This is a genomic window from Streptomyces sp. B15 (assembly GCF_018070605.1).
Taxonomy (GTDB): Bacteria; Actinomycetota; Actinomycetes; order Streptomycetales; family Streptomycetaceae; genus Streptomyces; species Streptomyces smyrnaeus.
In genome coordinates this window covers 79,898-103,647 of record NZ_JAGPXJ010000008.1, presented here as the reverse complement: position 1 = coordinate 103,647, position 23,750 = coordinate 79,898, and the positions used below count along the sequence as shown (strand labels likewise).

Here is a 23,750-nt window from a genome sequence, read left to right as displayed (position 1 = left end):
TGTCGTGCCCATCATCAGACTGTGTACAACGGAAGAGCCGGGCGGAGGGGACTCGGCTCTCCGTATCAAGGGGACGCTCGCGCGGAATGATCAGGAAGTGACGACAGTGAGAGAACAGCAGCAGCACGCGGCGCGGACAAGCGGCCGGGCCCAACCAGCAGCCTCCGGGCGACGGCGCGTCGACCGGAGCACACGCCTGGCAGCGGTTGCCGCGGTGGGGGCTGCCGCAGTGCTGCTGACCGGCTGCGGGAGTGAGGGGTCGGGGTCCTCCGCGCCCAAGAAGGTGGCCGGAGAAGCGGCACCCGCACCCGCCGACTCCCCCAAGGACTCGTCGAAGAAGCGGAACACGTCCCCCTCGTCGTCGTCCGATCCACACGGCGGCGGCGCCAAGGACGACGACGCGCCGCCCGCGTCGTCGGACGACAAGAACGAGGACTCCGCAGGGGCGACGGGAGGAGGCTCCGGGGGCGGGGCGGCCGACTCCGGCTTCTGCAAGACCCCCGGGCTCGCGATGAGCACCTCGAGCGGCATGGCCGAGGGCACCCTTCTGGTGAACCTCAGGAACACCAGCTCCGCCACCTGCACCCTGCGGGGCTTCCCGGGGGTCGACCTCAAGAGCAATGCGGGCTCGTTCAACGCCGCCCGCAACAACACCGCACCCCCGACGGTCACGCTCCAGCCCGGCCAGACGACCCGCTTCACCCTTCACTACCCGCGCAACGACACCGGCGGCAGCGGTGTGACCGTCACCAGCCTCGTCGTCACCCCGCCCAACGAGACCCAGTCCAAGACCCTGCCGACCAGCATCAATCTGCCGGTCTCCGACAGCCCCACACCCCCGGTCACGGTCGGCCCCGTCGGCGCCGGCAAGTGACTGCCGGCGCCCAGTCCCTCCACCCGGGCGGCAGTTCTCACCGGGCGCGTGTGTCGGCCGCCGTCCCGGGCAGCCGCCGGGCGCACACGCCCGCTCCGGTCACCAGCACGGCCAGTCCGCCGATCACGAAGATCCCGGTCCACCCCAGCCGGGAGATCCGCGCGGTGTCGCACACACGGGTGCGCCAGGCCAGCGCGCTCTCGTCCCACTTGTCCTCGCCCCAGCGGGCGGGCCGCAGCACCGAGCCGCAGGTCACCGGCGAGCGCTTCGCCAACTCTCCGTCCGCGGCAGCCGGAACACGGGCCTCGATGCCGGTCGCCAGCGACAGCACGGCCGCGGCCAGGAACACGGCGGTGACGAGCAACCAGATGAGCAGAGGGTGTCTTCCGAAGGGGACCCGCCAGTGCGAGGGCGCCCGGATCTCCTCGCCGTCGAGCCGCATGCCCGCTCGCTCCGCACGAGTCGACTTCTCGAGGCGCCGCATGAGCCCCCCAGCACAGCACGAACAGTTCCCGGAGCCTACTGCACCGCGATCCGCGGAGTGTCCGGCCACCCGATGGCGCCGCCGGTGCGAGCGACGCGGTGCGGTGTCCGGATCGGCGGCTCAGCGGGAGGCGTGCGCGGCCCGGTCGAGGAGGCGTCGCCACACCCCGTAGGAGATCGCCTCCTCGGTGGGACGCAGCCCCATGCGGTTGCAGTGCATGTGCAGCAGGGCCAGGACGATGTCGCCGCGGTCCGCCTGGAGTTCGCCTCTCCCCTCCAGCTCGGACATCTGGCGGGTGAGCCGCTCCGCGGCCGGGCGCCACACGGCGGCGGTCCGGTCGAGCAGTTCACGGGCCGGGCCGTCTTCCGCGCGTGCGGCCCACAGACTCCGCCCGGCCGTCCGGTACAGGCCGCCGCCGGAGTTGCGCGACGCCGCGATGCGGGCGAGAGCGTGGCGGGCCTCGGGTTCGGGGATCAGGGAGGCGCACAGCCGGTCGAGGGTGAGGGTGACCAGCGCGGCACGTTCCTGGGACGCGTCCAGGCCCAGGTCCGGCAGTCCCGGCAGACCGGTCCCGGAGCGGCGCAGGTGCCCAAGAAGCTGGACGACGGCCGCGCTGTCCTGCCGGAACCATTCCTCGACGTCGGCGATCAGTTCGGGACCGCCGTACCGCTCGACCTCTCGCTGATAGCTGACGAAGGTGTGGTCCGAGATGTGTCCGCCCTGGGCGAGGTCGTAGGCCCAGGCGGTCACCTCGCGCAGGACGTCCGCTCGCGCGGCCTGATCGGGCACGAAGAACCGCACCCGCAGATGGGGGGCCGGATCGCCGTAGCGCAGGAAGAACGGGGCGGCCACGCCGTACTGTTCGGACAGTCGTCCGGCGAGGCCGGCCAGGCCCACGCCCAGCAGCGCGTCGTGCGCGTCCGGCTCGGCGTAGAGCTTCACGGCGAGCCAGTCGCTGCCGACCCGCTTGATCCGTGCCCCGGGATCCTCGGCGGCTTCGCGGACCGGGCGGGACCGCACATGCCGGGCCACGGGGCCCGGGTCCTCACCGGTCCGTACGAGGGGCACCACGATCTCGGAGGCGTACACCTCACCGGCGGCATCCCGCAGGAAGCCCTCGTCGGGCGCGGGCAGGACCTCCTCCAGGACGATCCCGTCCTCCGGAGCCTGTTCCAGGCTGTCGCGCAGCTCACGCAGGGAAGGAGCGCTGGTGAGATCGAGCAGCAACGTGTTGTCGTTGCTGGCGATGTTGACCAGGCGGGGCACCATCCACCTCTCGGCCCAGGCGCCGACGGCGTCGGCGAACGCGGCCAGTCCGACGCCGCCGCCGTCGCCGTCGGAGGGGCTGCCGGACGGTGTGAGCTCGCCCGGCCGCAGCCGCCACCGCGCCCGGCGCAGCACCAGGTTGCCCCGCTCGACACGGGGCAGGAACGGCATGGTCCAGATCAGACCTTCCCAGCTGAACCACGAGACCGTGCTGGAGAGGGACTCGGAGACCTCCAGCAGGAACCGGCACGGGTCCGGCGCGCCCGCCCAGGTGAGCATCGTGCGATCGGTGACGTGCAGCCGCCGGCCCAGGGTGCGGCTGCGCAGATAGAGCTTTCCGTCGGCCACGCCGACGAGGACGTCGTCCAGCCGGATGACATGACTCTCGTCCCGGCCCGGCGTGACGTTGACCGGTAGTTCCCACGTGTGCGTGGTGGGGCGGATCAGGACGTTGATGGACCGGGCGTCCTGAGGGAGGGAGGACAGCTCGGCGCAGACGGCGTCGCCCTGCCGCTGCTCCTCGGCGGCGGCCAGCTCCCGCAGCGACGCCCGGGTCCCGTCGTCGAGGAGATCGTGGAAACGGGAGAAGGTCCGACCGCCCATCCCCACCCCGGCGGTACCGCAGACACCGCGCCAGTGATCACGACCGGGCCCCGGTGGCAGCAGGCCCAGGTGCAGATCGAGGACGGGCATCGGCGGCCGGTGGTCGTCCTCGGCGGCCGAGGCCTCGGCGAGCTCGTCGAACAGCCGGTCGTCGAGCTGGACGCTCAGCTCCCGGCGGGCCAGGGCCCCGGTGACCAGCCGGGTCAGCACGGCCTCCCGTGACGACCCGTCCGGCACCTGAGGCCCGTCCGCGGACTCAGGGACGACACCGGGCAGCGGGTACGACCGTCCCGGGGAGCGGTATCTGCGCGGCGGGCCGAGGCCGGTCTCCGGGGTCAGCGCCTCCAGCAGGGGGATCTCGGAGCAGTGGCCGTACCGTTCGCAGAACGCGTCGGCGTACTCCTTGAGATGCGGCGGGTAGCGGTCCTCGGCGCCCACCCGCAGGAGCACATGGGCGGCCTCTTCGGCCAGGTCGGCCACCGGCCGGGGAAGGGCCAGCGGCGCGTCGAGGTTCAGCGCCGAGTCGAGCTGGAGGGTCGGGCCCCTATGACCGCCGATGGCATCGGGCATCGGCGCGCTCGCCGTGCCGAGCAACTCCGATGCCGGGATCTCGCCCTGGTTGAATGCGCCGATCGCCGCCTCCATACCGTCGACAGCGCGCGCGACGGCGGGGTCGGTGACGGGCGGCAGCACCGAGCGGAGCAGCGAGTCGGCCCGGTCCGTCCGGCCGGCCGGCGGGACGAGCAGCCGGGGGCGCTCGGCGGTGATGAGGATGTCGCTGTCGAACAGGCCCTCGATCAGCGTGGTGATCCGCTCGGCACCGGCGTTCGGATAGGCCTCGGTGAGCGCGGCGGTGAGGTCGCCGAGCGTCGTCGGGGTACGGGTGAGGTCGAGCACGGTCCGTATCGGCGCGGTCAGCCGTACGCTGACGGAGCGTCGGCCCTTGGGCGTGGCCCGCCCCTCGCCGTCGTTCGCGCCGGGGAGGGCGGGTTGCGCCCTGTCGTTGAGCCCATAGCCCTCGGCGGTGGACAGCCACACCCGGCCGCGGGCCACATGGAGCAGATCGTTGCGCCGCACCCGCAGATCGCGAGGGCGCTCCGCGCCGAAGGCGAGCCGCTTCACCAGATGCATGACCCACCCGGAGTCCGCGCGTGCGCGGGCCCTTCCGATGGCGCCGTGCCCGAGCCGGGTGCGCTGCTCGGCACCGAACACGCCGGTGGCCACGCCCGCGAAGAGGCCGAACGGTGTCGAGCGGAAGCTCATCCGGTTCAGGTAGCGGCTGAGGCCGCGCACCGCCTTGCGCCGATTCTTGCCGGTGAGACCGTCGAACCGCTCGACCGCGTCCGCCAGATGAGGCGAGGCGGCCCGCACAGCGTCCGGGACGCCCGGGGTCCACCACAGCTTGAGGAGCTGATCCGCGTAATCGTCCTGCCAGGCATCCGTGCGCACGGCGTCGACATCCGCCATGGGCAGCGACCTGAGCAGTTCGAGCATCGGGCGTGCGGGCAGGGCCGGCGCCCTGAGCATGAAGAACCCGCAGGCCCGGTAGATGTCGGCGCCCTTTTCGTTCATATCTCCCCCGCTCCTCGATCCCCGTTCGGTGCCGCCCCGCTCCCGCCCGGCCCGTACCCGCTCGGGGGCCTGGGGGTCAGGAACAGCACCTCGTCCCACTCGGCCGCCGCGTCGGACACGGCGCCCAGAAGGGCGAGCAGCACTCCGGCCGCACCGGTCAACAGGCCGGCGTTGTGCTCCTGCCGCCCCCACGGGTCGTAGTCGGGGAAGAGATAGGGGTGGTCCGGGTCCGCGTACGCGCACATCCGCGACAGGAACTCGTCGTGCATGCGCCGCAGATCCGGCAGGCCGGTCTGTGCGGCGGCGCGACCGTAGATGGTCACCAGCCCCGCCAGCCCGTGGCACAGCGTGGGCGAGTTGAGACGCTGATCCTCGGCAGGGGTGCGTTCGAGGCCGAGGAGCGTGGCCACCGCGAGGTCGGTCGGCTCCGGGTCGCCGCAGGCCGCCGAGGCAGGCAGCAGGGAGGCTGCGATGCCGGGCGGGCCGTAGCACCACGCGCTCCTGGCCGGTACCTGCTCAGCGTCGGTGTCGGGGCGCCCCGTGTCCGGGTGGGGCAGCAGAAGGTTGGCCCACGCCGGATAGTTGAGGCCGTCGATGCGCAGCGCGTCGAGCATCCGGGCGAGGTCGCGAACTCCCTGCCGTACTCGGCGCGACCGTGCTTCTTGCCCCGCGCTGCCGACCGCGCTGCCGACCGCGTTGGCGGCGTCGGGACGGCAGAGGGCCGCGAGAATACCCGGCGGCCCATGGGCGAATCCCAGGTTGTAGACGCCGTCGGGAAAGTTCTTCACATATCCCGGAAGGGGCGTCGGCTGTCCGTCGGGGCCCGGAATACTGGGGAAATGGGCGGGCGCGCAGAACCACCTGAGCGTGCCGCCGTCATCCTGGGACAGCTCCACCAGGTAGTCGACCAGGCGGCCCGTGGCCTCCCCGACCGCGTCCGTCGCGCGCCCGCCGAGGACACCCGCCGCCTTGGAGAGCGCAGCGAGCCAGCCGGCCGCGCCCCCGATGACGTCGTAGTCGTGCGAGGCGACGCTTCCCGCGGCGGTGTCGAGCTTGATCGCCAGCGTCTGCCGGGCGAGCTGGTCCGTCATCGTGGCGAGCGTCGGAAGGTAGCGCGGCTCCACTCGGGCGTACTCGGTCACCGCCCAGACGACACCCGCGGTGCCGAGGTACAGACCGGGCGCGTGCAAGGGCGCGGCGGCACTCGCCTCGGCGGTGCGGCGCAGTTGGAGCCGGCCGGCTTTGAAGTAGCGGTCGTCGTCGAAGACTTCGGCGGCATATCGGAGGGCGAGCGCGATGCCGGGGGCACCGTCGGCGAGATCCGCCTTCCCTTCGGCTTCCCCGGCCGATTCCATGAGCCGGTCAGCCACCTCGCGAGCCAGACGCAGAACCTCGTCGTCGGTCACTTTCCCCGCGGAACGGGACTCCATAGCGCGGCCGTTCCCTCTCTCAGCCCTCTCGGCCTTCTCAGCGAATCTCAGCCTTCTCGGCGAACGACCATACGGAGGGCTCGGAAATCCCCTGTGCACGGACTGCAGGGCCCTCCGCGTGGCTCGCCATGGATGTGCGTCACATCAGATGTGGCGTGTCAGCAGCACCCGCTGAGCGTGTCGGTGCACAGCGATGTGCGCGACGTCGCGCAACCGCCGTTGTCCGTGGCAGCGGCGGAACTGGTCGAAACCTCCGCGTGGCCAACACGCAGGTCGAGGGAGAATTCGTCTTCCAGCAGGTCTTCGCTCATTTTGTTCCTTCCGAATGGAAGTCAGCACGGACTTCCCTGTGACATCGACGCGTATGAACGCCGGACATCTCAGGGACTTCTGGAACGTAGTGGAGCATCATGAGCAGCGTCAACACATCTGTCACAGCTGCCACTTGAGGTATTCACCGCCCTGCGGGGAGCCCGCAACAGCGCTGAGTACCAAGACGTCGACAGACCGAGACGATTGCCAGTTCAGCCGACCGTGACGGCAGCGGGGAAAGCGGAATTCCACCGTGTTGACGTATCGGTATTGTCCCTTTTTGGAAGGATTGATATGCCGAACTGCTGCTGAAGTGAAATTTAGTCGGCCGTCTCGCTGTGCGGCCTGCGCGTCGAGCACGCCCCCGTGGGTCTTGCCGAGGCGGTCGAGCACCCACCGGGCAGTCGCCGCCCGGCGCGCGGCTGCGGGAGCTCGATGAGAACTGCACACGATGCGGCGATGAGTTTTCCCGTCCCGGCCGGTCCACCGTTCGTCGAGTGATCACAAAACGCGAAGCAGGGGGAGCGACATGAGCCAGTTGCTGCGGGTCCAGAACTTCACCGTCTCAAGCGACGGGTTCGGCGCCGGCGAGGGCCAGAGCCTCGAGAAGCCGTTCGGCCATGCCGATCCGGGAACCTTGCTCGCCTGGGCCTTCGCCACCGACCACCCACCCGTCAGCCGCTCCGGACCCGCCGGCAGCCGAGGCCTGGACGACTACTTCACGCGGGACCACCCCCGCAACATCGGCGCCGAGATCATGGGCCGCAACAAGTTCGGGCCGCAGCGCGGGCCCTGGCAGGACCACGAGTGGCAGGGGTGGTGGGGTGACGAGCCCCCGTTCCACACGCCGGTCTTCGTCATGACGCACCACAAACGCCCGTCGTTCACGCTCTCCGACACCACGTTCCACTTCGTCGACGACGACCCGGCCACGGTGCTCGCCCGGGCGAAGGAGGCGGCGCAGGGCCGGGACGTCCGGCTCGGCGGTGGGGCCACGACCATCCGGCGGTTCCTCGAGGCCGGCCTCGTCGACACCCTGCATGTGGCAGTCGCCCCGACGAAGCTCGGCTCCGGGTCCCGGCTGTGGGAGTCCCCCGACGAGCTGCTCGACCGGTTCCACCGAGACGTCGTCCCCAGCCCGAGCGGCGTGACGCACCACCTGTTCTGGCGCAAGTGAGCCGATCAGCCGTCGGGGCACGCCAGACGTTGCCCCGGAACTCCACCCCAAAGCTCTGACCTGCAAGAATGCCAGATCTTCCCACTGCCGCCGGCACGGGATCCGCGAGAGAGTGCCGGACGGGCTGAAATGCGGCCCGTCCGGCAGGACCGGGGCCTTCGGGGCGGGGGCCTCCGGGAGCAACGGGTAGGGCCGAGCCCCGGCAGTGCCGGCCTCAGCGCAGTCGGACCGGCAGTTCCTGGTAGCCGTTGATGCCCAGGGACGGCACCCGGGAGGCGGGCCGCCCCGTGAGAGCCACTCCCGGGAAGGCAGCGAAGAGCCGCTGCAGGGCGATCTCGGCTTCCAGCCGGGCCAGCGATGCACCGGGGCAGCGGTGCGGGCCGTAGCCGAAGGCGAGATGCCGGGAGGCGTCGGCGCGGCCGGGAGCGAAGACCTCCGGATCACCGTCCGGGAAGGCGTGCGGGCAGCGCTGAATGGCCGACAGCGGCACCAGTACGGCCTCTCCCTTGCGGATCGTGTCCCCCTCGACGTCCACGTCGTCGAGTGCGTAGCGGAACATCACATGACGAGTGGGCGACTCCCAGCGCAGCGCCTCTTCCACGATGCCGGGCCACGGGTCCTCCCCCGCGTCCTGCCGGGCTCTCGCGGCCTGGAGCGTCTCGGGGTGGGTCAGCAGCCCCTTGACGGCGTGGCAGATCAGATTGGCCGTCGTCTCGTGGCCGCCGATCACGGTGGTCACGAGGTTTCCGATGACCTCCGCCTCGCTCAGCTCCCCCTCGTCCATGGCGGTGACCAGGTCCATGGTGAGGTCGTCCCGGTCGCCACGGGCGCGCTTCTCCTCGATCAGTGCCAGCAGCGTCGCGGGGAAGCGGTGGGAGACCGTCTGCTGCACCTCTTCCGCGCTGGCCTCGGAGTTCAACGCCGCCGCCGACAGCTCGTGCAACTCCTTGCGCAGCGTGCCGTCTTCGGGTACGCCGAGCAGTGAGCAGATGACATCCAGCGGCAGCGGCAGCGCGAACCCGGCGAGCAGATCCGTCTCCTTCCCGGCGGGGACGGCGGCCAGCCCCGCCAGCAGACGGTCGGTAATGGCCTCGATCTGAGGACGCAGCGCCTCTACGCGGCGGGGCGAGATGGCGCGCTGGATGGGGAGCCGCAGCCGGCGGTGGGTCTCCCCGTCGGTGGTGAGCAGGCTCTTGCCCTCCACGATGAACAGCAGCGGCCAGTCGGCGGGTATCTCCCCGCGTGCGTGCGCGCCCCAGTGCTGGATGTCCTTGGAGAAGCGGGGGTCGCCCAGCACCAGGGCACCCGCCTCCCGGGTCGTCACCGCTTTGGCCACCACGCCACCAGGGAGCGCCACAGTGGCAACCGGCCCTGCGGCTCGGAGGGCTGCTCCTTCCGTTCCGTGGAGATCGGCCGGGGCGGGTTCGAGAGAAAGCGGTGCTGTGCGGTCCACTGCTGTCCGTTCGTGGGAGAAGTCGGCGGATAAGGGAATATCACGGGAAGCGCAGTGGGTGACCTGGCCATATACGGAAGGTCCCAGGTGAGGCTCTCCTTGGGAACGGCCAGCCGCATGCCCGGCAGCCTGTTCCACAGCACTTCGAGCCCCGTACGGACGATGAGCGTGCCCAGGTCCGGTACCGGGCAGCCGTGGGAACCGGCGCCCCAGGCCAGATGCGACCTGTTGGTGCGGGAGACGTCCCAGCTGGTCGACATCATCATCGGGTCACCTCCGGTCGCAGCGAGGCAGATGATCGCCATGTCCCCGCAGTTGACCGGATAGCCGCCCAGCGTGGTGTCCTGGGTGGCCCAGCGGCCGATGAGGTTCTGGACGGGCGCGTTGACCCACATGACGCGGTTCATCGCCTCTTCCATCTGACAGCGCCCGGCGATGACGTCGGAGTTGAGCTCCGGGTTGGTCAGCAGCTCCAACACGGTGTTGCAGATCCAGGTGTTGCCGGCGCCGCGCCCGCAGACGATCTGCAGCCATACGTCCTCGCTCAGCTCGTGAACATCCAGCTGCTGCTCCATCTGCCGGTTGTAGTGGTGCATCCAGGAGATGAGGTCGGGCCCCGGGGCCCGCTGCTTCTCCTCCACCAGGGCCCGCATCCGGACGTCGAGATCCGCGGCGGCACGGTGGGCCCCGGGACCGCCGCTGAGCATCTCGTGAATGGCGGTGCCGGTGGCCAGCGCGCTGGCCTCGTCCATACCCATCAGCCGCATCATGACCAGCAGCGGCAGCTGGAGCGCGTACTGGTCGAGGATGTCGGCCTCGTTCCATTCCCCGGGCCCTTCCGCGGGGAAGAACGAGGCGATGAGCTGCTCCGCGAGGTCTTCGATGAGGGTGCGGGTGAACAGCAGGTCGATCTTGGCCAGCGCCTTGTTACCCGGACTGGAGAGGCGTGAGTGCTCCATGCCCTCGGCGTAGAGGCGGCTGCGCCGGTAGGCGATCTGGGGGATCAGCGGGTGGTCGGGTAGCGCACCTTCGGCGAAGTCGCGGTACCAGCGGGAGTCCCGCGTCCACACATGGCCGCGGTTCTGGAGAATCTCCAGCTGGTAGGCGTGATCCAGGACGAGGTACCCGCGGAAGGCGCCGGTCTCCTCCAGGGTGACAGGCGCCACAGGACCGAAGGTCTTGCGCAGACTTTGGTAGTACGAGAACGGGTCGCGCGCGAAATCCTGGCCGTAGAGGGGGGCACTACGTGCCGGCCAGGCAGTACGGACATGCGGCCAGGGATCGCCAAGCGCAGTTCTTGAGGCATGAGTTGGCACGGCCACATCCTCCAGGGCAGTACTCACCTGAGGCAACTGTGACTGGAGGGGCAGAAGGTACTTCTGTGCTCAGAGGCCCGGTTCGACAGCGCCTTCCTCACCAGGCCATCAGAAGTACTCCACAGACCTTCCGAAGATAAGGGGGCGCACCGCCTCGGGAGGTGAAAGGTGAACCCGGGAGGTAAGGGGCGGCACCCGCAGCCCCCACCTCCCGCTGGCATCCGCGCTACCTCGCGGAGCGCAAACCCCTCAAGGGGCCAGCTCCTTGGTGATGCGGTCCAGCACCAGCGCCGAGGGCTCACGTGCCCGCTCCTCCCAGGCGAAGGACGTGGACATGCGCCAGCTTGTCGCCCAGTACCGCACCATGGCCGCGATGTCGGCGCCTACCTGCTCGGGTCCGGAGAGGTGGAAGGCGTGGGGGCGCAGTACCAGGCAGATCGTCCAGTCGCCGGCGAGCGCCTGCAGCCGGTCGACGCCATGCTCCCAGGCGCCCGGTGACGAGACATCAGTTCCACCAGCGACCATCCAGCGACCGGAATCCCGGCGGGGTGGGCCGGCATCGGACCCACCCCACCTGACCTGCTGGTTTGACCAGTCGCGGACGATCAGCTCTCCGTGCGCGCTACACGTTGAAGCGGAACTCCACCACGTCGCCGTCGCGCATGACGTAGTCCTTGCCCTCCATGCGGGCCTTGCCCTTGGCGCGGGCTTCGGCCACGGAGCCGGTTTCCAGGAGGTCCTCGTAGGAGATGACCTCGGCCTTGATGAAGCCCCTCTGGAAGTCGGTGTGGATGACGCCGGCGGCCTCGGGGGCTGTGGCGCCCTTCTTGATGGTCCAGGCGCGGGCTTCCTTGGGGCCTGCCGTGAGGTAGGTCTGCAGGCCGAGGGTGCGAAAGCCGACGTGGGCGAGGGTGGCGAGGCCGGGCTCTTCCTGACCGACGGTCTGGAGGAGCTCGAGGGCCTCGTCCTCGTCCAGTTCGACGAGGTCGGCCTCCAGCTTGGCGTTGAGGAAGACCGCCTCGGCGGGGGCCACCAGGGCGCGCTGCTCCTCCTTGAAGCCCTCGTCGGTCAGCTCGTCCTCGTCGACGTTGAAGACGTAGATGAACGGCTTGGTGGTCAGCAGGTGCAGCTCGTGCAGCGGCTCGGCGCGCTCGGTGCCCTGGGCGAGGCCGGCGGAGAAGAGGGTGCGGCCCTCCTCCAGGATGTCCTTCGCCTCCTGGACGGCCTTGACCTGCGGCTGCTTGTCCTTCTTGACCCGCGCTTCCTTCTCCAGCCGGGGAAGGACCTTCTCGATGGTCTGGAGGTCGGCCAGGATCAGCTCGGTGTTGATCGTCTCGATGTCGTCCTTGGGCGAGATCTTTCCGTCCACGTGTACGACGTTGTCGTCCTTGAACGCGCGGATGACCTGGCAGATGGCGTCGGACTCACGGATGTTCGCCAGGAACTTGTTGCCCAGGCCCTCGCCCTCGCTCGCGCCACGCACGATGCCGGCGATGTCGACGAAGTCGACGGTGGCGGGGAGGACGCGCTGGGAGTCGAACAGCTCGGCGAGCTTCCCCAGCCGGGGATCGGGGACGCCCACGACGCCGACGTTCGGCTCGATGGTGGCGAACGGGTAGTTGGCCGCCAGCACCTCGTTCTTGGTCAGGGCGTTGAAAAGGGTCGACTTGCCGACGTTCGGCAGGCCGACGATTCCGATCGTGAGCGACACGTTGCGACTACTTCCCGTTGCCCCTGGCGGGGGTTCTCCATAGTGGGGTCTCTGCGCGGACAGACGGCCCGGAGGCCGACCACCCAGTCTACGGGCGCCCGCACCCGCGCTGCCGGGCCCTGCCCGGAGCCGCACAGTGCCGGTTCGGTGGTATTGGCGGAATCCGCGTGTCCATGACCTCGCCTGCGCCCCTACAGCACCTACCGTGGCCAGGTGGAGCAACGCAGCGCGCGCACGACCCAGCACGATCCGTACGAGCGGTACGGTGCCGCTCCCCCGGGCAGCGGCACCGACGGGGGCGGGGCCGCCGTCCGGCACAGCCCCCGGCTCCCGCACCCGGCCGCACCCGCGCCCGCGGACCCCAGGGCCCAGGCGCATGCCCCAGCGCAGGCGGGGCCCTCGGCCGGTGCGAGCGGCGCCGCATCGAGAGCCGCCCCCCGGCGGGCGGCTTCCCGGCAGACGGCGGACCGGCGGTCGACCGACCGGCAGTCGGCCGACCGCAAGCGGACGCCGCGGCCTGGGACGGCCCGGCAGGCACCGCGGCTGACGGGGCTGGGCGTCGGAGTGTTCGCCTCGCTGCTGATGGTGCTGCTCGGCGGTCTGGTATCGCTGATGCCCGGCGGGGCGCCCGCGTTCTACGGCATCGGTTTCCTGCTCGTCGCCATGGCCGCCGCGGTGTGGGTACGGCCGGCGGAGCTGTTCGCCGCGCCGGTCGCCGCTCCCCTCGCGTACACGATCGGACTGTTCTTCGCCGGGGGCACCGGCGACGGCTTCACCGGTGTCCTGCAGAACGTCTTCACGGGCCTCGCCCTGCACGCGGTGTGGCTGTACGCGGGCACGCTGGCCGCCACCGCGATCGCGCTCATCCGGAAGGGAGTACTCAGCCTGGAGCGCCGCCGTGCCTGGCGGCGCGCCGGGAAGAGCGGGTGACGGGCGGCCCCGTCGGGGTCAGGCCCGCAGCCGTTCGGCGGCCTCGGCACGCAGATCGCGGCGCAGTTCCTTGGGAAGCGAGAACTGCATGTGCTCGTCGACCGGCTTGACGATCTCGACCTCGTCCCAGCCGCGCTGCGCCAGCCACTCCAGGACGCCGTCGACCAGCACCTCCGGCACGGAGGCTCCGGAGGAGAGGCCGATCGTCTCGACACCCTCCAGCCATGCCTCGTCGATCTCGTCCGCGTTGTCGACCAGGTGGCCGTCCTTGGCGCCGTGCGTCAGGGCCGTCTCGACCAGGCGTACGGAGTTGGAGGAGTTCTTGGAACCGACCACCAGCACCAGGTCGGCGTCGGCGGCGACCTGCTTGATGGCGGTCTGGCGGTTCTGGGTGGCGTAGCAGATGTCGTCGCTGGGCGGCGAGAGGAGGTTCGGGTAGCGGCCCTTGAGCGCGTCGACCGTCTCCATGGTCTCGTCCACCGAAAGGGTCGTCTGGGAGAGCCACACCACCTTCTCGGGGTCGCGGACCTCGACGTTCTCCACGTCCTGGGGCCCGTCGACCAGCGTGATGTGGTCGGGGGCCTCGCCGCTGGTGCCGATGACCTCTTCGTGGCCGTCGTGGCCGATCAGGAGGATATCGTAGTCCTCCTTGGCGTACCGCACGGCCTCCTTGTGCACCTTGGTGACCAGCGGGCAGGTGGCGTCGATGGTGGCGAGCTTGCCGCGCTCGGCCTCCTGGTGGACGGTGGGCGCCACGCCGTGCGCGGAGAAGATGACGATCTCGCCCTCGGGTACCTCGTCGGTCTCCTCGACGAAGATGGCGCCCTTCTTCTCCAGGGTCTGGACCACGTACTTGTTGTGCACGATCTCGTGTCGCACGTAGATCGGAGCGCCGTACTGTTCCAGCGCCTTCTCCACGGCGATCACCGCGCGGTCCACGCCCGCGCAGTAGCCACGGGGGGCCGCGAGCAGGACGCGGCGGCGGCCCGGAGCGGTGGATTGCGGAGCGTCGGCTTCCGGTGCGTCGTCGGGCCTGCGGTCGGGCGAACCAGTCATGGCTCCATCGTAAGGGCCGTACTCGTGTCCTTCCGGGGACCACCGGGAGCGTGGAAGCGCGGAGGACGCGCGGTCGCGCAGCGCGCACGGGGCCAGGCGTGTGTCCGCTGCCGACAGGTGTGATCTGCGGCAAGCTGGCTCCATGCCTTCAGCTCGCTCGCACACAGCCGACATCCTGGGAGGCGGACCGGGCGGCTCCCTGCGGCGCAGCCTGTCGCTGCGCGACCTGATCGTCTACGGGCTGCTGTTCATCGCGCCGATGGCGCCGGTGGGGATCTACGGTGCGCTGGACGCGCGCAGCCACGGTGTGGTCCCGCTGGTGTACGTGGTCGCGACGGTGGCCATGTCGTTCACGGCCTACTCGTACGCCCGGATGATCCATACGGTGCCGCAGGCGGGCTCCGTGTACGCGTACGCGCGCGTGGGCCTCGGAAACGGCCCCGGCTTCGTGGCCGGCTGGATGATGATGCTCGACTATCTGCTCATCCCGGCTGTCGCCTACCTCTTCTCCGGGATCGCCATGGCGCAGCTGGTGCCCGAGGTGGACCAGTGGATCTGGACGGCCATCGCGATGGTGGTGACAACAGCGCTCAATCTCTCGGGCGTACGCCGTGCGGCAGTGGTCGGTTTTCTGGTGCTGGCCATGGAGATCCTGGTGCTGCTGGTGTTCGTCGTCGCGGCACTCGTCGTCCTGGCGCAGGACGGGCCCCAGCGCGGCTGGCTCTCGCCCCTCACCGGGGACCGCGCCTTCTCGATGACGGCACTGCTGGGCGCGGTATCCGTCGCGGTGCTGTCCTTCCTGGGCTTCGACGCCATCGCGAACTTCGCGGAGGAGGCGGTGGGCGGCAAGGGGAACAGCGCCCGGCTGGTCGCCCGGGCACTGGTGTGGTGCCTGCTGGTGACCGGTGTGCTCTTCGTGCTCCAGACGTATCTGGCCGCGCTGCTGTCCCAGGACTCCTCGCGCCATCTCGCCGAGAACCCGGCCGAGCAGGGGGCTGCCTTCTACACCGCGACCGAGTCGGCGATCGGGGGCTGGCTGGAGACGACGGTGGCGGTCAGCAAGGCGATCGGCGCGGCGTTCGCGGCGCTGGCCGGGCAGGCGGCGGCCTCCCGGCTGCTGTACGCCATGGCGCGGGACCGGCGGCTGCCGCGCTTCCTGGGCAGCGTCGGGCTGCGTACCGGAGTGCCGGGGCGGGCGCTGCTGCTGAGTGCGGTGCTGACGATGGGTGCCGCGGTGTGGGCCGCGCGGTCCGCCGACGGTCTGGACCGGCTGGTCTCCATCGTGGACATCGGCGCTCTGTTCGGTTTCGGCATGCTCCATCTGTCGGTCATGGGCTACTACGGGCTGGGACGGCGCGGGGGTGGGCGGCCGGCGGCCGAGAGCGGACAGGCCGGGGGCGGACAGGCCGGGGGCGGACAGGCCCAGGGCAGGCAGGCAGGGGGCAGCACCGAAGGCGGCGCAGGAGGCAGTGCCGGAAGCAGTGCCGAGCGGCATCGGATGAGCGTGGTGTGGGACTGGGTGGTGCCGCTGGTGGGGCTCGCAATCGTCGTCGCGGTGATCGTCACCGCCAACCGTGAGGCGCACTGGGTGGGACTGGTGTGGCTGGTGATCGCACTGGTGGCGCTGGCAGTGCTGCGCCGCCGGGACAAGCGGGAGGCGGCGGCCGACTGACCCGCTCCGGAGGCTCCCGGCCCCCGGGTGGGCAGGGTGGGGCTGTCGGTGGCAGGGCCTAGCCTTCTCGCATGGCTCTCACCACGTCCGCCGAATCCCCGATCCCCGTCAGCGAGGTCTCCCGGCTGATCCGCGGCTGGATCGACCGGTTGGGCGCCGTCTGGGTCGAGGGACAGATCATCCAGCTCTCCCCCCGACCGGGCGCCGGAATGGTCTTCTTGACCCTGCGCGACCCCTCCCGCGAGGTCTCGCTGAGCGTCACCTGTTTCCGCCAGGTGTACGACCAGGTCAAGGACGTCATCAGCGAGGGCACCCGGGTGATCGTCCACGCGAAGCCGGAGTGGTATGAGAAGACGGGACGGCTCTCGCTGCGCGCCGCCGAGATCCGGCCGGTGGGTGTGGGCGAGTTGCTGGTCCGGTTGGAGCGGCTGCGCAAGGCGCTGACGGCCGAGGGGCTGTTCGCGGCGGAGCGCAAGAAGCGGCTGCCGTTCCTGCCGCAGCGGATAGGGCTGATCACCGGCCGCGCCTCGGACGCCGAACGGGATGTGCTGCACACCGCGCGGGAGCGCTGGCCCGCCGTGCGCTTCGAGGTGCGCAACACGGCGGTGCAGGGCGCCTACGCGGTCCCGCAGATCATCGAGGCGCTGCACGAACTGGACGCCCGCGAGGACGTGGACGTGATCATCGTGACGCGGGGCGGCGGCGGGATGGAGGATCTGCTGCCGTTCTCGGACGAGCGCCTGGTGCGCGCCGTCGCCGCGGCACGCACCCCGGTGGTCTCCGCGATCGGGCACGAGGCGGACTCGCCGCTGCTGGACCTGGTGGCCGACCTCCGCTCCCGCACGCCCACCCACGCGGCCAAGGACACCGTTCCCGACGTCGGCGAGGAGCACGAGCGGGTGCGAGCGCTGCGGGAGCGCGCCTGGCGAGTGGTCAACGGGCTGCTGGACCGCGAGGAGCGCGGCCTGGCCGAGGTGATGAGCCGACCGGCGATGGCCGACCCGCACGTCATGGTGGAGGACCGCGAGGAGGAGATCGCGGCGCTGCTCGACCGCTCCCGGCGCGTGCTCGACCACCGGCTGGCCCGCGCCGAGGACGCACTGACGCACACCCGTGCCCGAGTCGTCGCGCTGTCACCGGCCGCGACGCTGCAGCGGGGCTACGCGGTGCTGCAGCGGGAGGACGGCGCCGTGGTGCGGGACGCCGCCGAGGTCGCGGAGGGCGACCGGCTGCGGGCCCGGGTGGCAGAGGGAGAGTTCGGTGTCGCTGTCGCACCCCCCGCATAGGCTTGCGGGCATGACGACGGAAACGGAAGGTCAGGCGGCCGGGAGCGGCCCGGCGGCCGCCGCGGCGGACGCGGCGGCCGACGCGTCCCAGGCGGAGCTGGCCACGGCGGACGCGCTCAGCTACGAGCAGGCGCGGGCCGAGCTGGTCGAGGTCGTACAGCGCCTGGAGTCCGGCGGCTCGACGCTGGAGGAGTCACTGACGCTGTGGGAGCGCGGCGAGGAGCTGGCGGGCATCTGCCGTGCCTGGCTGGAGGGGGCACGGGCCCGGCTGGACGCGGTGTTGGAGGAGGAGGAAGAGGAAGCCGCGGAGGAGGACGAAGAGGAGCGGTGAGCGGGAACCGGTGAGCGGTGGGACAGGGGCGGGAGGGTGTTCGCCAGGACGGCACCCCCGGGCGGCGGGTCCGGAGCCCGGACCGGGGGCCTTTGTTCAAGGTTGAACTAGTGCTGGTTACACTTGCCTGACCACCCTGTACGTCGTACGAAAAGGCAAGGCACCCGACCATGGCTCTCGCCCTCGACCCCGCAGCCCAGGACCTCCTCTTCCGTGAGGCCCGTACCGCCAACACGTTCACGGACGAGCCGGTCACCGAGGAGCAGGTCCAGGCGATATACGACCTGGTGAAGTACGGGCCCACGGCGTTCAACCAGTCGCCGCTGCGTGTGACGCTGCTGCGCTCCTCCGAGGCCCGCGAGCGGCTGCTGGCGCACATGGCCGAGGGCAACGTGCCCAAGACCCGCACGGCGCCGCTGACCGCGATCCTCTCCTACGACCTGGACTTCCACGAGCGGCTTCCCGAGCTGTTCCCGCACGCCCCGCACATCAAGGACGCGTTCTTCGCCGAGGAGAGCGCGCGCGAGGGCGCCGGTGCCCTCAACGCCACGCTGCAGGCCGGGTACTTCATCCTCGGCGTGCGCGCCGCCGGGCTCGCGGCCGGGCCGATGACCGGCTTCGACCCGGAGGGCGTCGACAAGGAGTTCTTCGGCGACGGCCGCCAGCGCGTACTGCTGGTCGTCAACATCGGCAAGCCGGGCCCCGACGCGTTCGCCCCCCGCTCGCCCCGGCTGTCCTACGACGACGTCGTGACCTCCCTGTGAGGCGACGACCTGCCGGCTGCCAGCCGCACGGCTGACAGCCGGCCCACAGACGGCCCCCCGCGCACCCCCCTCGCGCGGGGGGCTTTCGTTTCTCGAGGGTCCAGAACCGGACCGTCCCCTTCGCGCCCCTACGCTCCATGGCGACCATGGGGCCGGACCATGGCGACCGCCGTGGGACCCGTCTACTCGGCTGCGGGCTGTGCGGAACCGCTCCCGTCGGGCTTCTGGGAGTTCCCCGGCTTCAGGGACTTGGCCTCCAGCGCTTCGGCGAGCTCGCCCAGCTGCCGGAAGCTCGCCGTGCCCGTGACCACCGTCACCGACTTGCCGTCGGCGGCGGGCCGCACCAGCGCGTCGTACTTCTGGCCCTGGTAGCGGGTCCACTCCTCGCCCGCGACGCGCTGCTTCTTCGACGTCTTCTCGGCACCCTGTGTGACGTCGTCGATGAACCGGACCGGCCGCTCCTGGTCGCTCTGTTCGACGGCGGCGTACTCGTTGTCCGGCGTCATGAAGCCCAGGTGCCAGACGGAGCCCTTGGGGCCGTCCGCCGTGTAGCGGACGGAGGTGGCACGCCACTCCTTGGACAGCCCCTGCGGTGCGGCCACCGGGTACGGTGCCGCGCGCCGTGCCGATGCCAGCTCCACGCGATAGCTGACCGACTTGACCGGGTCCTTGTTCTCGTCGTGCGGGATGAACAGGTAGATGACCCAGGCGGCGAGGATGATCACCGCCAGCGAGATCACCATGTCACGCACGGCCTGGGCGCCGCGCTTCTTGTCTGCTGCCACGCCCCCATCGTCCCTTATGCCGGTCGGCGGCTTGCGTGAGGGGGCGGCCGGTCCGGTGCCGCCCCTGCTGCTGCGGCGTCGCCTCCGGCCCTCCACGCCGCCGCCTCGGCCCTGCTCATCCGTGGGCACCCCTGCTCAGTCTGCGACGTACAGGTAAAATCTTGCCCACCCTCGCCGAATCGGCACAGCTCGCGTCGCCGTAGTGGCCGTCCAGAGTCGCCGTACAGAAAGGTGTGTTCCGATGACTGAACACAACCACCTGCCCTCCCCGCTCGAAGTCAGCCCGGAGGCCCCGGACCGCAACCTGGCGCTGGAGTTGGTGCGGGTCACCGAGGCGGGGGCGATGGCGTCGGGCCGCTGGGTCGGCAAGGGCGACAAGAACGGCGCCGACGGGGCGGCCGTCAAGGCGATGCGCACCCTCGTCTCCACGGTCTCGATGAACGGCGTCGTGGTGATCGGTGAGGGCGAGAAGGACGAGGCCCCGATGCTCTACAACGGGGAGCGCGTCGGGGACGGCACGGGCGCCGAGTGCGATGTCGCGGTGGACCCGGTCGACGGTACGACGCTCACCGCCAAGGGCATGGGCAACGCCGTCTCGGTGCTGGCGGTGGCCGAGCGCGGCTCGATGTTCGACCCGAGCGCGGTCTTCTACATGGACAAACTGGTCACGGGTCCCGAGGCGGCGGAGTTCGTCGACATCACGGCACCACCGGCGGTGAACATCCGGCGGATCGCCAAGGCCAAGGGCTGCGGGGTCGAGGACGTCACCGTCGTCGTGCTCGACCGCCCGCGCCACGAGGGGCTGGTGAAGGAGATCCGCGAGGCGGGCGCACGGATCAAGTTCATCTCGGACGGCGATGTCGCGGGCGCCGTGATGACCGTGCGCGAGGAGACCGGCGTCGACCTGCTGCTGGGCGTGGGCGGCACTCCCGAGGGCATCATCGCGGCCTGCGCGATCAAGTGCCTCGGCGGGACGATACAGGGCAAATTGTGGCCCAAGGACGACGAGGAGCGGCAGCGCGCGCTGGACGCGGGCCACGACCTGGACCAGGTGCTGTTCACCGACGACCTGGTCGGCGGCGAGAACGTGTTCTTCGTCGCCACCGGCATCACCGACGGCGACCTGCTGCGGGGCGTCCACTACCGCGGCGAGCGGGCCTTCACGCAGTCGCTGGTGATGCGCTCGAAGTCCGGCACCATCCGTCAGATCGAGTCCGTGCACCGGCTCTCGAAGCTGCGCGCCTACAGCGCCATCGACTTCGACCGCGCGCGCTGAGGGCGGCGCCGCTGGAGCCGGTTCCGGCCGGGGGCCCGCCCGCTGTGGGCTCCGCTCCCGGCCGGCGCCGTGCTGGCCGGGCCCTCACCCGGTGGGGCCACCCGGGGCCCGGGTGCGGTCGTGTCGCGTTCGCGGTCCCGGTTGCGCCCAGCCGTTCCGCCTCGTGGAACGGTTGCCCACAACCGGGCCGAGTACCCCGCCTTTACGCGGCCGCGGCCTGTGCGGCGCGGCGGCGACGGGAGAGTACGACGCGGCGTTCGGCGGCGGTGAGGCCGCCCCATACGCCGTAGGGCTCGGGCATCACCAGGGCGTGCTCGCGGCACTCGACCAGGACAGGGCAGCGGGCGCAGACGCGCTTGGCGGCCTGCTCACGGGAGAGCCGGGCGGCCGTGGGCTCCTTGGAGGGGGCGAAGAAAAGGCCCGCCTCATCGCGGCGGCAGACGGCGTCCGCGTGCCAGGGGCCCGCTTGATCATCTCGCTCAGGCGTTCGCTGTACGGGGATGGTGGCGGCGGCCTGCAGGGACTGATGCGGCGTGTGCAGCACGGTCTGCTCCTGACGCGACGACGGAGGTTTGTTTCCCCTTCACCCGTCTTGCGGCGCACAGCAGTCCACGTTCCCCCACGGACCCTCTCGGGGAGGGCCGGCTCGCGAACTCTCGCTGTGCGCAAGACGATGCCCGAGCCCTACCCGCTGTACGCGCCGGTATGCATTGCGTGTAGTCCGATACGCGCCCAGGCGTACGCTCCCCAGCGCGCGCAAAACCTTCGGTGCGCCCGCGTACTCACAGCTCCTTGCGGAACCGGTCGCGCAGATTCTGAATGACGCGGCCGCGCTTCGGTTTGGCGTCCACACCGCCGAAGATCGCGGCCCCCTCCACCAGCACGACCGGCGCGGTCGGGTCCGTGGAGTCGGTCACCTGGACGTCGAACCCACCGAAGATGCCGGCACCCTTCTGCTGCAGGGTGACGTTCTCCGGGACCCGGATCTCGATTCCCCCGAAGATCGCAGTGGCGTTGATCTGCACATGCGGGTGCTCGAACAGCGCCTCGGTCAGATCGATCTCGATACCGCCGAAACAGGCGAACGCGTTGATCTTCCGCGGAACCCGCCAGCGCCCCTTGCGCCCGGTGCCGCTGAAGATGGCGACCAGGTTCTCCTTGGGGCCGCTGCCGTGCATGGCATGGCTGGAGGTGTGGGAGGCGGCGAAGGTCGCGAACGAGGTGCCGTAGGAGCGCTGGCCGCTTCCGCCCGGCTGCCCGTCACCGTCCTGCGACCCGACGGTGCCCGAGCGGCCCGCCGGCAGATCGCGGACGAGCGGTTCCAACTCGCCCATCGTCTTGGCCGCGTAGGCGGCCTCGACCCGCTCGCTGTGCTCCTCCGCGTCCAGCCTGCCCTCGGCAAGGGCCTCGCGGAGGATGTCGGCGACCCGGTCCCGGTCGGCGTCCGAGGCACGGACAGCGGCCTCCGCGGCAGGAGCGGGCGCGGCCGCGGGCTTCGGGGACCGCTCGGCGGACGGCTGCTTCTGGAGCGAAGTGCGCGAAGAGTCTTCAGTCACAACAGCAGCCTACCCAAACGCGATAGATCGCGACTACCCCCGCAGCCGCCTCTTGCGGGCGGGTTCTACGCTGTGAGGCGCGCTCCCATCGTCGAGAGCCGGGCTCTTGTCGTCGAGCATCGTCGAGAGTCGCAAGTGTGAGAGGAAGAGTCCCCGTATGTCTGCCAGCTCCCAACCGGCCAGCCCGGAGTTCTCCTACACGGATCTGCTCCCCACCGGTGCGGACCCCACACCGTACCGCCTGATCACCAGCGAGGGCGTGAGCACTTTCGAGGCGGACGGGCGCACCTTCCTCAAGGTGGAGCCGCAGGCACTGCGCAAGCTGGCGGCCGAGGCCATCCACGACATCCAGCACTATCTGCGCCCCGAGCACCTGGCACAGCTGCGCCGGATCCTCGACGACCCCGAGGCCAGCGCCAACGACCGCTTCGTCGCCCTCGATCTGCTCAAGAACGCCAACATCGCGGCGGCGGGCGTGCTGCCGATGTGCCAGGACACCGGTACGGCGATCGTGATGGGCAAGCGCGGCCAGCAGGTACTCACGGCGGGCGGCGACGAGGAAGCGCTCTCGCGCGGCATCCACGACGCCTACACCCAGCTCAACCTGCGCTACTCGCAGATGGCTCCGCTCACCATGTGGGAGGAGAAGAACACCGGCACCAACCTGCCCGCCCAGATCGAGCTGTACGCGACGGACGGCGACGCCTACAAGTTCCTGTTCATGGCCAAGGGCGGGGGCAGCGCCAACAAGTCCTTCCTCTACCAGGAGACGAAGGCCGTGCTCAACGAGGCGAGCATGATGAAGTTCCTGGAGGAGAAGATCCGTTCGCTGGGCACCGCCGCCTGCCCCCCGTACCACCTGGCGATCGTCGTCGGCGGCACCAGCGCCGAGTACGCGCTCAAGACGGCCAAGTACGCCTCCGCGCACTACCTCGACGAGCTGCCCTCCTCCGGCTCGCCCTCCGGGCACGGCTTCCGGGACAAGGAGCTGGAGGAGCAGGTCTTCGAGCTGACGCAGAAGATCGGCATCGGCGCCCAGTTCGGCGGCAAGTACTTCTGCCACGACGTACGCGTGGTGCGGCTGCCGCGGCACGGCGCCTCCTGCCCCGTGGCCATCGCGGTCTCCTGCTCCGCCGACCGCCAGGCCAAGGCGAAGATCACCGCCGAGGGCGTCTTCCTGGAACAGCTGGAGACCGACCCGGCGCGCTTCCTGCCGGAGACGACGGAGTCCGAGCTGACCGAGGGCGCGGGCCCGGACCTCGAAGCTGTCAAGATCGACCTGTCCCGTCCCATGGACGAGATCCTGGCCGAGCTGACCAAGCACCCGGTCAAGACCCGGCTGTCCCTGACCGGCACACTGGTGGTCGCCCGCGACATCGCCCACGCGAAGATCAAGGAGCGGCTGGACGCGGGCGAGGAGATGCCGCAGTACCTCAAGGACCACCCCGTCTACTACGCGGGCCCGGCCAAGACGCCCGAGGGGTACGCCTCCGGCTCCTTCGGCCCCACCACGGCCGGTCGGATGGACGCCTACGTCGAACAGTTCCAGGCCGCCGGCGGCTCGAAGGTGATGCTCGCCAAGGGCAACCGCAGCAAGCAGGTCACCGACGCGTGCGCGGCGCACGGCGGCTTCTACCTCGGCTCGATCGGCGGCCCGGCGGCCCGGCTGGCCCAGGACTGCATCAAGAAGGTGGAGGTCCTGGAGTACGAGGAGCTGGGCATGGAGGCGGTCTGGCGGATCGAGGTGGAGGACTTCCCCGCCTTCATCGTCGTCGACGACAAGGGCAACGACTTCTTCGCGGACCCCGCTCCCGAGCAGCCGTTCGTCACCTCGATCCCGGTACGCACCGGATCCTGACGGCCACCGGCCCCCGCGGTTGCGGGGGCGCTCCCGGC

At 70.6% G+C, this 23,750-nt stretch carries 21 protein-coding genes; 9 read left to right on the top strand and 12 right to left on the bottom strand.

Going from position 1 to position 23,750, the window contains the following annotated elements; translation table 11 throughout:
- Positions 1-97: 97 nt before the first annotated feature.
- Positions 98-874: a DUF4232 domain-containing protein gene (locus KBY19_RS06390; RefSeq protein WP_307843447.1), complete on the top strand. Its 777-nt coding sequence runs from the start codon at positions 98-100 to the stop codon at positions 872-874.
- Positions 875-911: 37 nt separating this feature from the next.
- Here the strand turns inward: KBY19_RS06390 and KBY19_RS06385 are convergent, their stop codons facing one another.
- From KBY19_RS06385 to KBY19_RS06370, 4 genes are all read right to left on the bottom strand, one after another.
- A complete protein-coding gene (locus KBY19_RS06385; protein WP_210965333.1) occupies positions 912-1,316 on the bottom strand; it encodes a hypothetical protein in 405 nt (134 codons plus the stop codon).
- 162 nt (positions 1,317-1,478) lie between these two features.
- A complete protein-coding gene (locus tag KBY19_RS06380) occupies positions 1,479-4,799 on the bottom strand; it encodes a lantibiotic dehydratase (protein ID WP_210965332.1) in 3,321 nt (1,106 codons plus the stop codon).
- On the bottom strand, positions 4,796-6,229 hold the full coding sequence (locus tag KBY19_RS06375) for a lanthionine synthetase C family protein (RefSeq protein ID WP_210965331.1): 1,434 nt from the start codon (positions 6,227-6,229) through the stop codon (positions 4,796-4,798). The genes KBY19_RS06380 and KBY19_RS06375 overlap by 4 nt, the downstream gene beginning before the upstream one ends.
- Before the next feature lie 158 nt (positions 6,230-6,387).
- The gene (locus tag KBY19_RS06370) at positions 6,388-6,540 is read right to left on the bottom strand and encodes a hypothetical protein (protein WP_180289747.1); all 153 of its coding nucleotides are present in this window, start codon (positions 6,538-6,540) and stop codon (positions 6,388-6,390) included.
- A gap of 530 nt (positions 6,541-7,070) precedes the next feature.
- On the opposite strand from KBY19_RS06370, the gene KBY19_RS06365 reads away from it, so the two are divergent.
- A complete protein-coding gene (locus KBY19_RS06365; protein ID WP_099883760.1) occupies positions 7,071-7,718 on the top strand; it encodes a dihydrofolate reductase family protein in 648 nt (215 codons plus the stop codon).
- Between the two features lie 214 nt (positions 7,719-7,932).
- Here KBY19_RS06365 and KBY19_RS06360 read toward each other — a convergent pair whose 3' ends face one another.
- The 4 genes from KBY19_RS06360 to ychF all read right to left on the bottom strand — a co-directional run bounded on the left by KBY19_RS06360 (position 7,933) and on the right by ychF (position 12,198).
- Positions 7,933-9,042: a cytochrome P450 gene (locus KBY19_RS06360; protein WP_307842657.1), complete on the bottom strand. Its 1,110-nt coding sequence runs from the start codon at positions 9,040-9,042 to the stop codon at positions 7,933-7,935.
- On the bottom strand, positions 9,039-10,337 hold the full coding sequence (locus tag KBY19_RS36265; RefSeq protein ID WP_307842658.1) for a cytochrome P450: 1,299 nt from the start codon (positions 10,335-10,337) through the stop codon (positions 9,039-9,041). The genes KBY19_RS06360 and KBY19_RS36265 overlap by 4 nt, the downstream gene beginning before the upstream one ends.
- A 399-nt stretch (positions 10,338-10,736) precedes the next feature.
- Positions 10,737-11,012 carry a hypothetical protein gene (locus KBY19_RS06355; protein WP_099883756.1) on the bottom strand — a complete coding sequence of 92 codons (276 nt, stop codon included), beginning with the start codon at positions 11,010-11,012 and terminating at the stop codon, positions 10,737-10,739.
- A gap of 97 nt (positions 11,013-11,109) precedes the next feature.
- A complete protein-coding gene (ychF, locus tag KBY19_RS06350; protein ID WP_210965330.1) occupies positions 11,110-12,198 on the bottom strand; it encodes a redox-regulated ATPase YchF in 1,089 nt (362 codons plus the stop codon).
- A gap of 213 nt (positions 12,199-12,411) precedes the next feature.
- Between ychF and KBY19_RS06345 the strand changes: the two genes are divergently transcribed.
- Positions 12,412-13,128, top strand: coding sequence for a DUF6542 domain-containing protein (locus tag KBY19_RS06345; RefSeq protein ID WP_210965329.1), 717 nt, complete (start codon positions 12,412-12,414; stop codon positions 13,126-13,128).
- A gap of 18 nt (positions 13,129-13,146) precedes the next feature.
- Here KBY19_RS06345 and KBY19_RS06340 read toward each other — a convergent pair whose 3' ends face one another.
- A complete protein-coding gene (locus KBY19_RS06340; protein ID WP_099883750.1) occupies positions 13,147-14,184 on the bottom strand; it encodes a 4-hydroxy-3-methylbut-2-enyl diphosphate reductase in 1,038 nt (345 codons plus the stop codon).
- A 142-nt stretch (positions 14,185-14,326) separates the two neighbouring features.
- Between KBY19_RS06340 and KBY19_RS06335 the strand changes: the two genes are divergently transcribed.
- From KBY19_RS06335 to KBY19_RS06320, 4 genes are all read left to right on the top strand, one after another.
- The gene (locus tag KBY19_RS06335) at positions 14,327-15,856 is read left to right on the top strand and encodes an APC family permease (RefSeq protein ID WP_210965328.1); all 1,530 of its coding nucleotides are present in this window, start codon (positions 14,327-14,329) and stop codon (positions 15,854-15,856) included.
- A 71-nt stretch (positions 15,857-15,927) separates the two neighbouring features.
- Complete coding sequence (xseA, locus tag KBY19_RS06330) at positions 15,928-17,142, top strand: exodeoxyribonuclease VII large subunit (protein WP_210965327.1); 1,215 nt, start codon at positions 15,928-15,930, stop codon at positions 17,140-17,142.
- 10 nt (positions 17,143-17,152) lie between these two features.
- Positions 17,153-17,473, top strand: coding sequence for an exodeoxyribonuclease VII small subunit (locus KBY19_RS06325; RefSeq protein WP_247698259.1), 321 nt, complete (start codon positions 17,153-17,155; stop codon positions 17,471-17,473).
- Between the two features lie 170 nt (positions 17,474-17,643).
- Positions 17,644-18,237 (top strand): malonic semialdehyde reductase, encoded by a 594-nt coding sequence (locus KBY19_RS06320; protein WP_099883744.1) that lies wholly within the window; start codon positions 17,644-17,646, stop codon positions 18,235-18,237.
- A 182-nt stretch (positions 18,238-18,419) separates the two neighbouring features.
- On the opposite strand, the gene KBY19_RS06315 is transcribed toward KBY19_RS06320, so the two are convergent.
- Complete coding sequence (locus tag KBY19_RS06315) at positions 18,420-19,022, bottom strand: DUF4245 domain-containing protein (protein WP_307843446.1); 603 nt, start codon at positions 19,020-19,022, stop codon at positions 18,420-18,422.
- Positions 19,023-19,263: 241 nt separating this feature from the next.
- On the opposite strand from KBY19_RS06315, the gene glpX reads away from it, so the two are divergent.
- A complete protein-coding gene (glpX, locus tag KBY19_RS06310; protein WP_099883739.1) occupies positions 19,264-20,298 on the top strand; it encodes a class II fructose-bisphosphatase in 1,035 nt (344 codons plus the stop codon).
- Positions 20,299-20,500: 202 nt separating this feature from the next.
- Here glpX and KBY19_RS06305 read toward each other — a convergent pair whose 3' ends face one another.
- Together KBY19_RS06305 and KBY19_RS06300 are read right to left on the bottom strand one after the other, a co-directional pair.
- Positions 20,501-20,842, bottom strand: coding sequence for a WhiB family transcriptional regulator (locus KBY19_RS06305; RefSeq protein ID WP_099883737.1), 342 nt, complete (start codon positions 20,840-20,842; stop codon positions 20,501-20,503).
- 238 nt (positions 20,843-21,080) lie between these two features.
- On the bottom strand, positions 21,081-21,854 hold the full coding sequence (locus KBY19_RS06300; protein WP_099883735.1) for a DUF1707 domain-containing protein: 774 nt from the start codon (positions 21,852-21,854) through the stop codon (positions 21,081-21,083).
- Positions 21,855-22,011: 157 nt separating this feature from the next.
- Between KBY19_RS06300 and KBY19_RS06295 the strand changes: the two genes are divergently transcribed.
- Positions 22,012-23,712 carry a fumarate hydratase gene (locus tag KBY19_RS06295; RefSeq protein ID WP_185018028.1) on the top strand — a complete coding sequence of 567 codons (1,701 nt, stop codon included), beginning with the start codon at positions 22,012-22,014 and terminating at the stop codon, positions 23,710-23,712.
- The last annotated feature ends 38 nt before the right edge of the window (positions 23,713-23,750 follow it).

What these genes read in the sequence shown, in the direction of transcription:
- KBY19_RS06295 (WP_185018028.1), top strand. Translation starts at nt 22,012, where the DNA reads ATGTCTGCCAGCTCCCAACCGGCCAGCCCGGAGTTCTCCTACACGGAT.
- KBY19_RS06320 (WP_099883744.1), top strand. Translation starts at nt 17,644, where the DNA reads ATGGCTCTCGCCCTCGACCCCGCAGCCCAGGACCTCCTCTTCCGTGAG.
- KBY19_RS06340 (WP_099883750.1), bottom strand. Translation starts at nt 14,184, where the DNA reads ATGACTGGTTCGCCCGACCGCAGGCCCGACGACGCACCGGAAGCCGAC.
- KBY19_RS06375 (WP_210965331.1), bottom strand. Translation starts at nt 6,229, where the DNA reads ATGGAGTCCCGTTCCGCGGGGAAAGTGACCGACGACGAGGTTCTGCGT.
- glpX (WP_099883739.1), top strand. Translation starts at nt 19,264, where the DNA reads ATGACTGAACACAACCACCTGCCCTCCCCGCTCGAAGTCAGCCCGGAG.
- KBY19_RS06365 (WP_099883760.1), top strand. Translation starts at nt 7,071, where the DNA reads ATGAGCCAGTTGCTGCGGGTCCAGAACTTCACCGTCTCAAGCGACGGG.
- KBY19_RS06335 (WP_210965328.1), top strand. Translation starts at nt 14,327, where the DNA reads ATGCCTTCAGCTCGCTCGCACACAGCCGACATCCTGGGAGGCGGACCG.
- KBY19_RS06325 (WP_247698259.1), top strand. Translation starts at nt 17,153, where the DNA reads ATGACGACGGAAACGGAAGGTCAGGCGGCCGGGAGCGGCCCGGCGGCC.
- KBY19_RS06355 (WP_099883756.1), bottom strand. Translation starts at nt 11,012, where the DNA reads ATGGTCGCTGGTGGAACTGATGTCTCGTCACCGGGCGCCTGGGAGCAT.
- xseA (WP_210965327.1), top strand. Translation starts at nt 15,928, where the DNA reads ATGGCTCTCACCACGTCCGCCGAATCCCCGATCCCCGTCAGCGAGGTC.
- KBY19_RS06380 (WP_210965332.1), bottom strand. Translation starts at nt 4,799, where the DNA reads ATGAACGAAAAGGGCGCCGACATCTACCGGGCCTGCGGGTTCTTCATG.
- KBY19_RS06370 (WP_180289747.1), bottom strand. Translation starts at nt 6,540, where the DNA reads ATGAGCGAAGACCTGCTGGAAGACGAATTCTCCCTCGACCTGCGTGTT.
- KBY19_RS06385 (WP_210965333.1), bottom strand. Translation starts at nt 1,316, where the DNA reads ATGCGGCTCGACGGCGAGGAGATCCGGGCGCCCTCGCACTGGCGGGTC.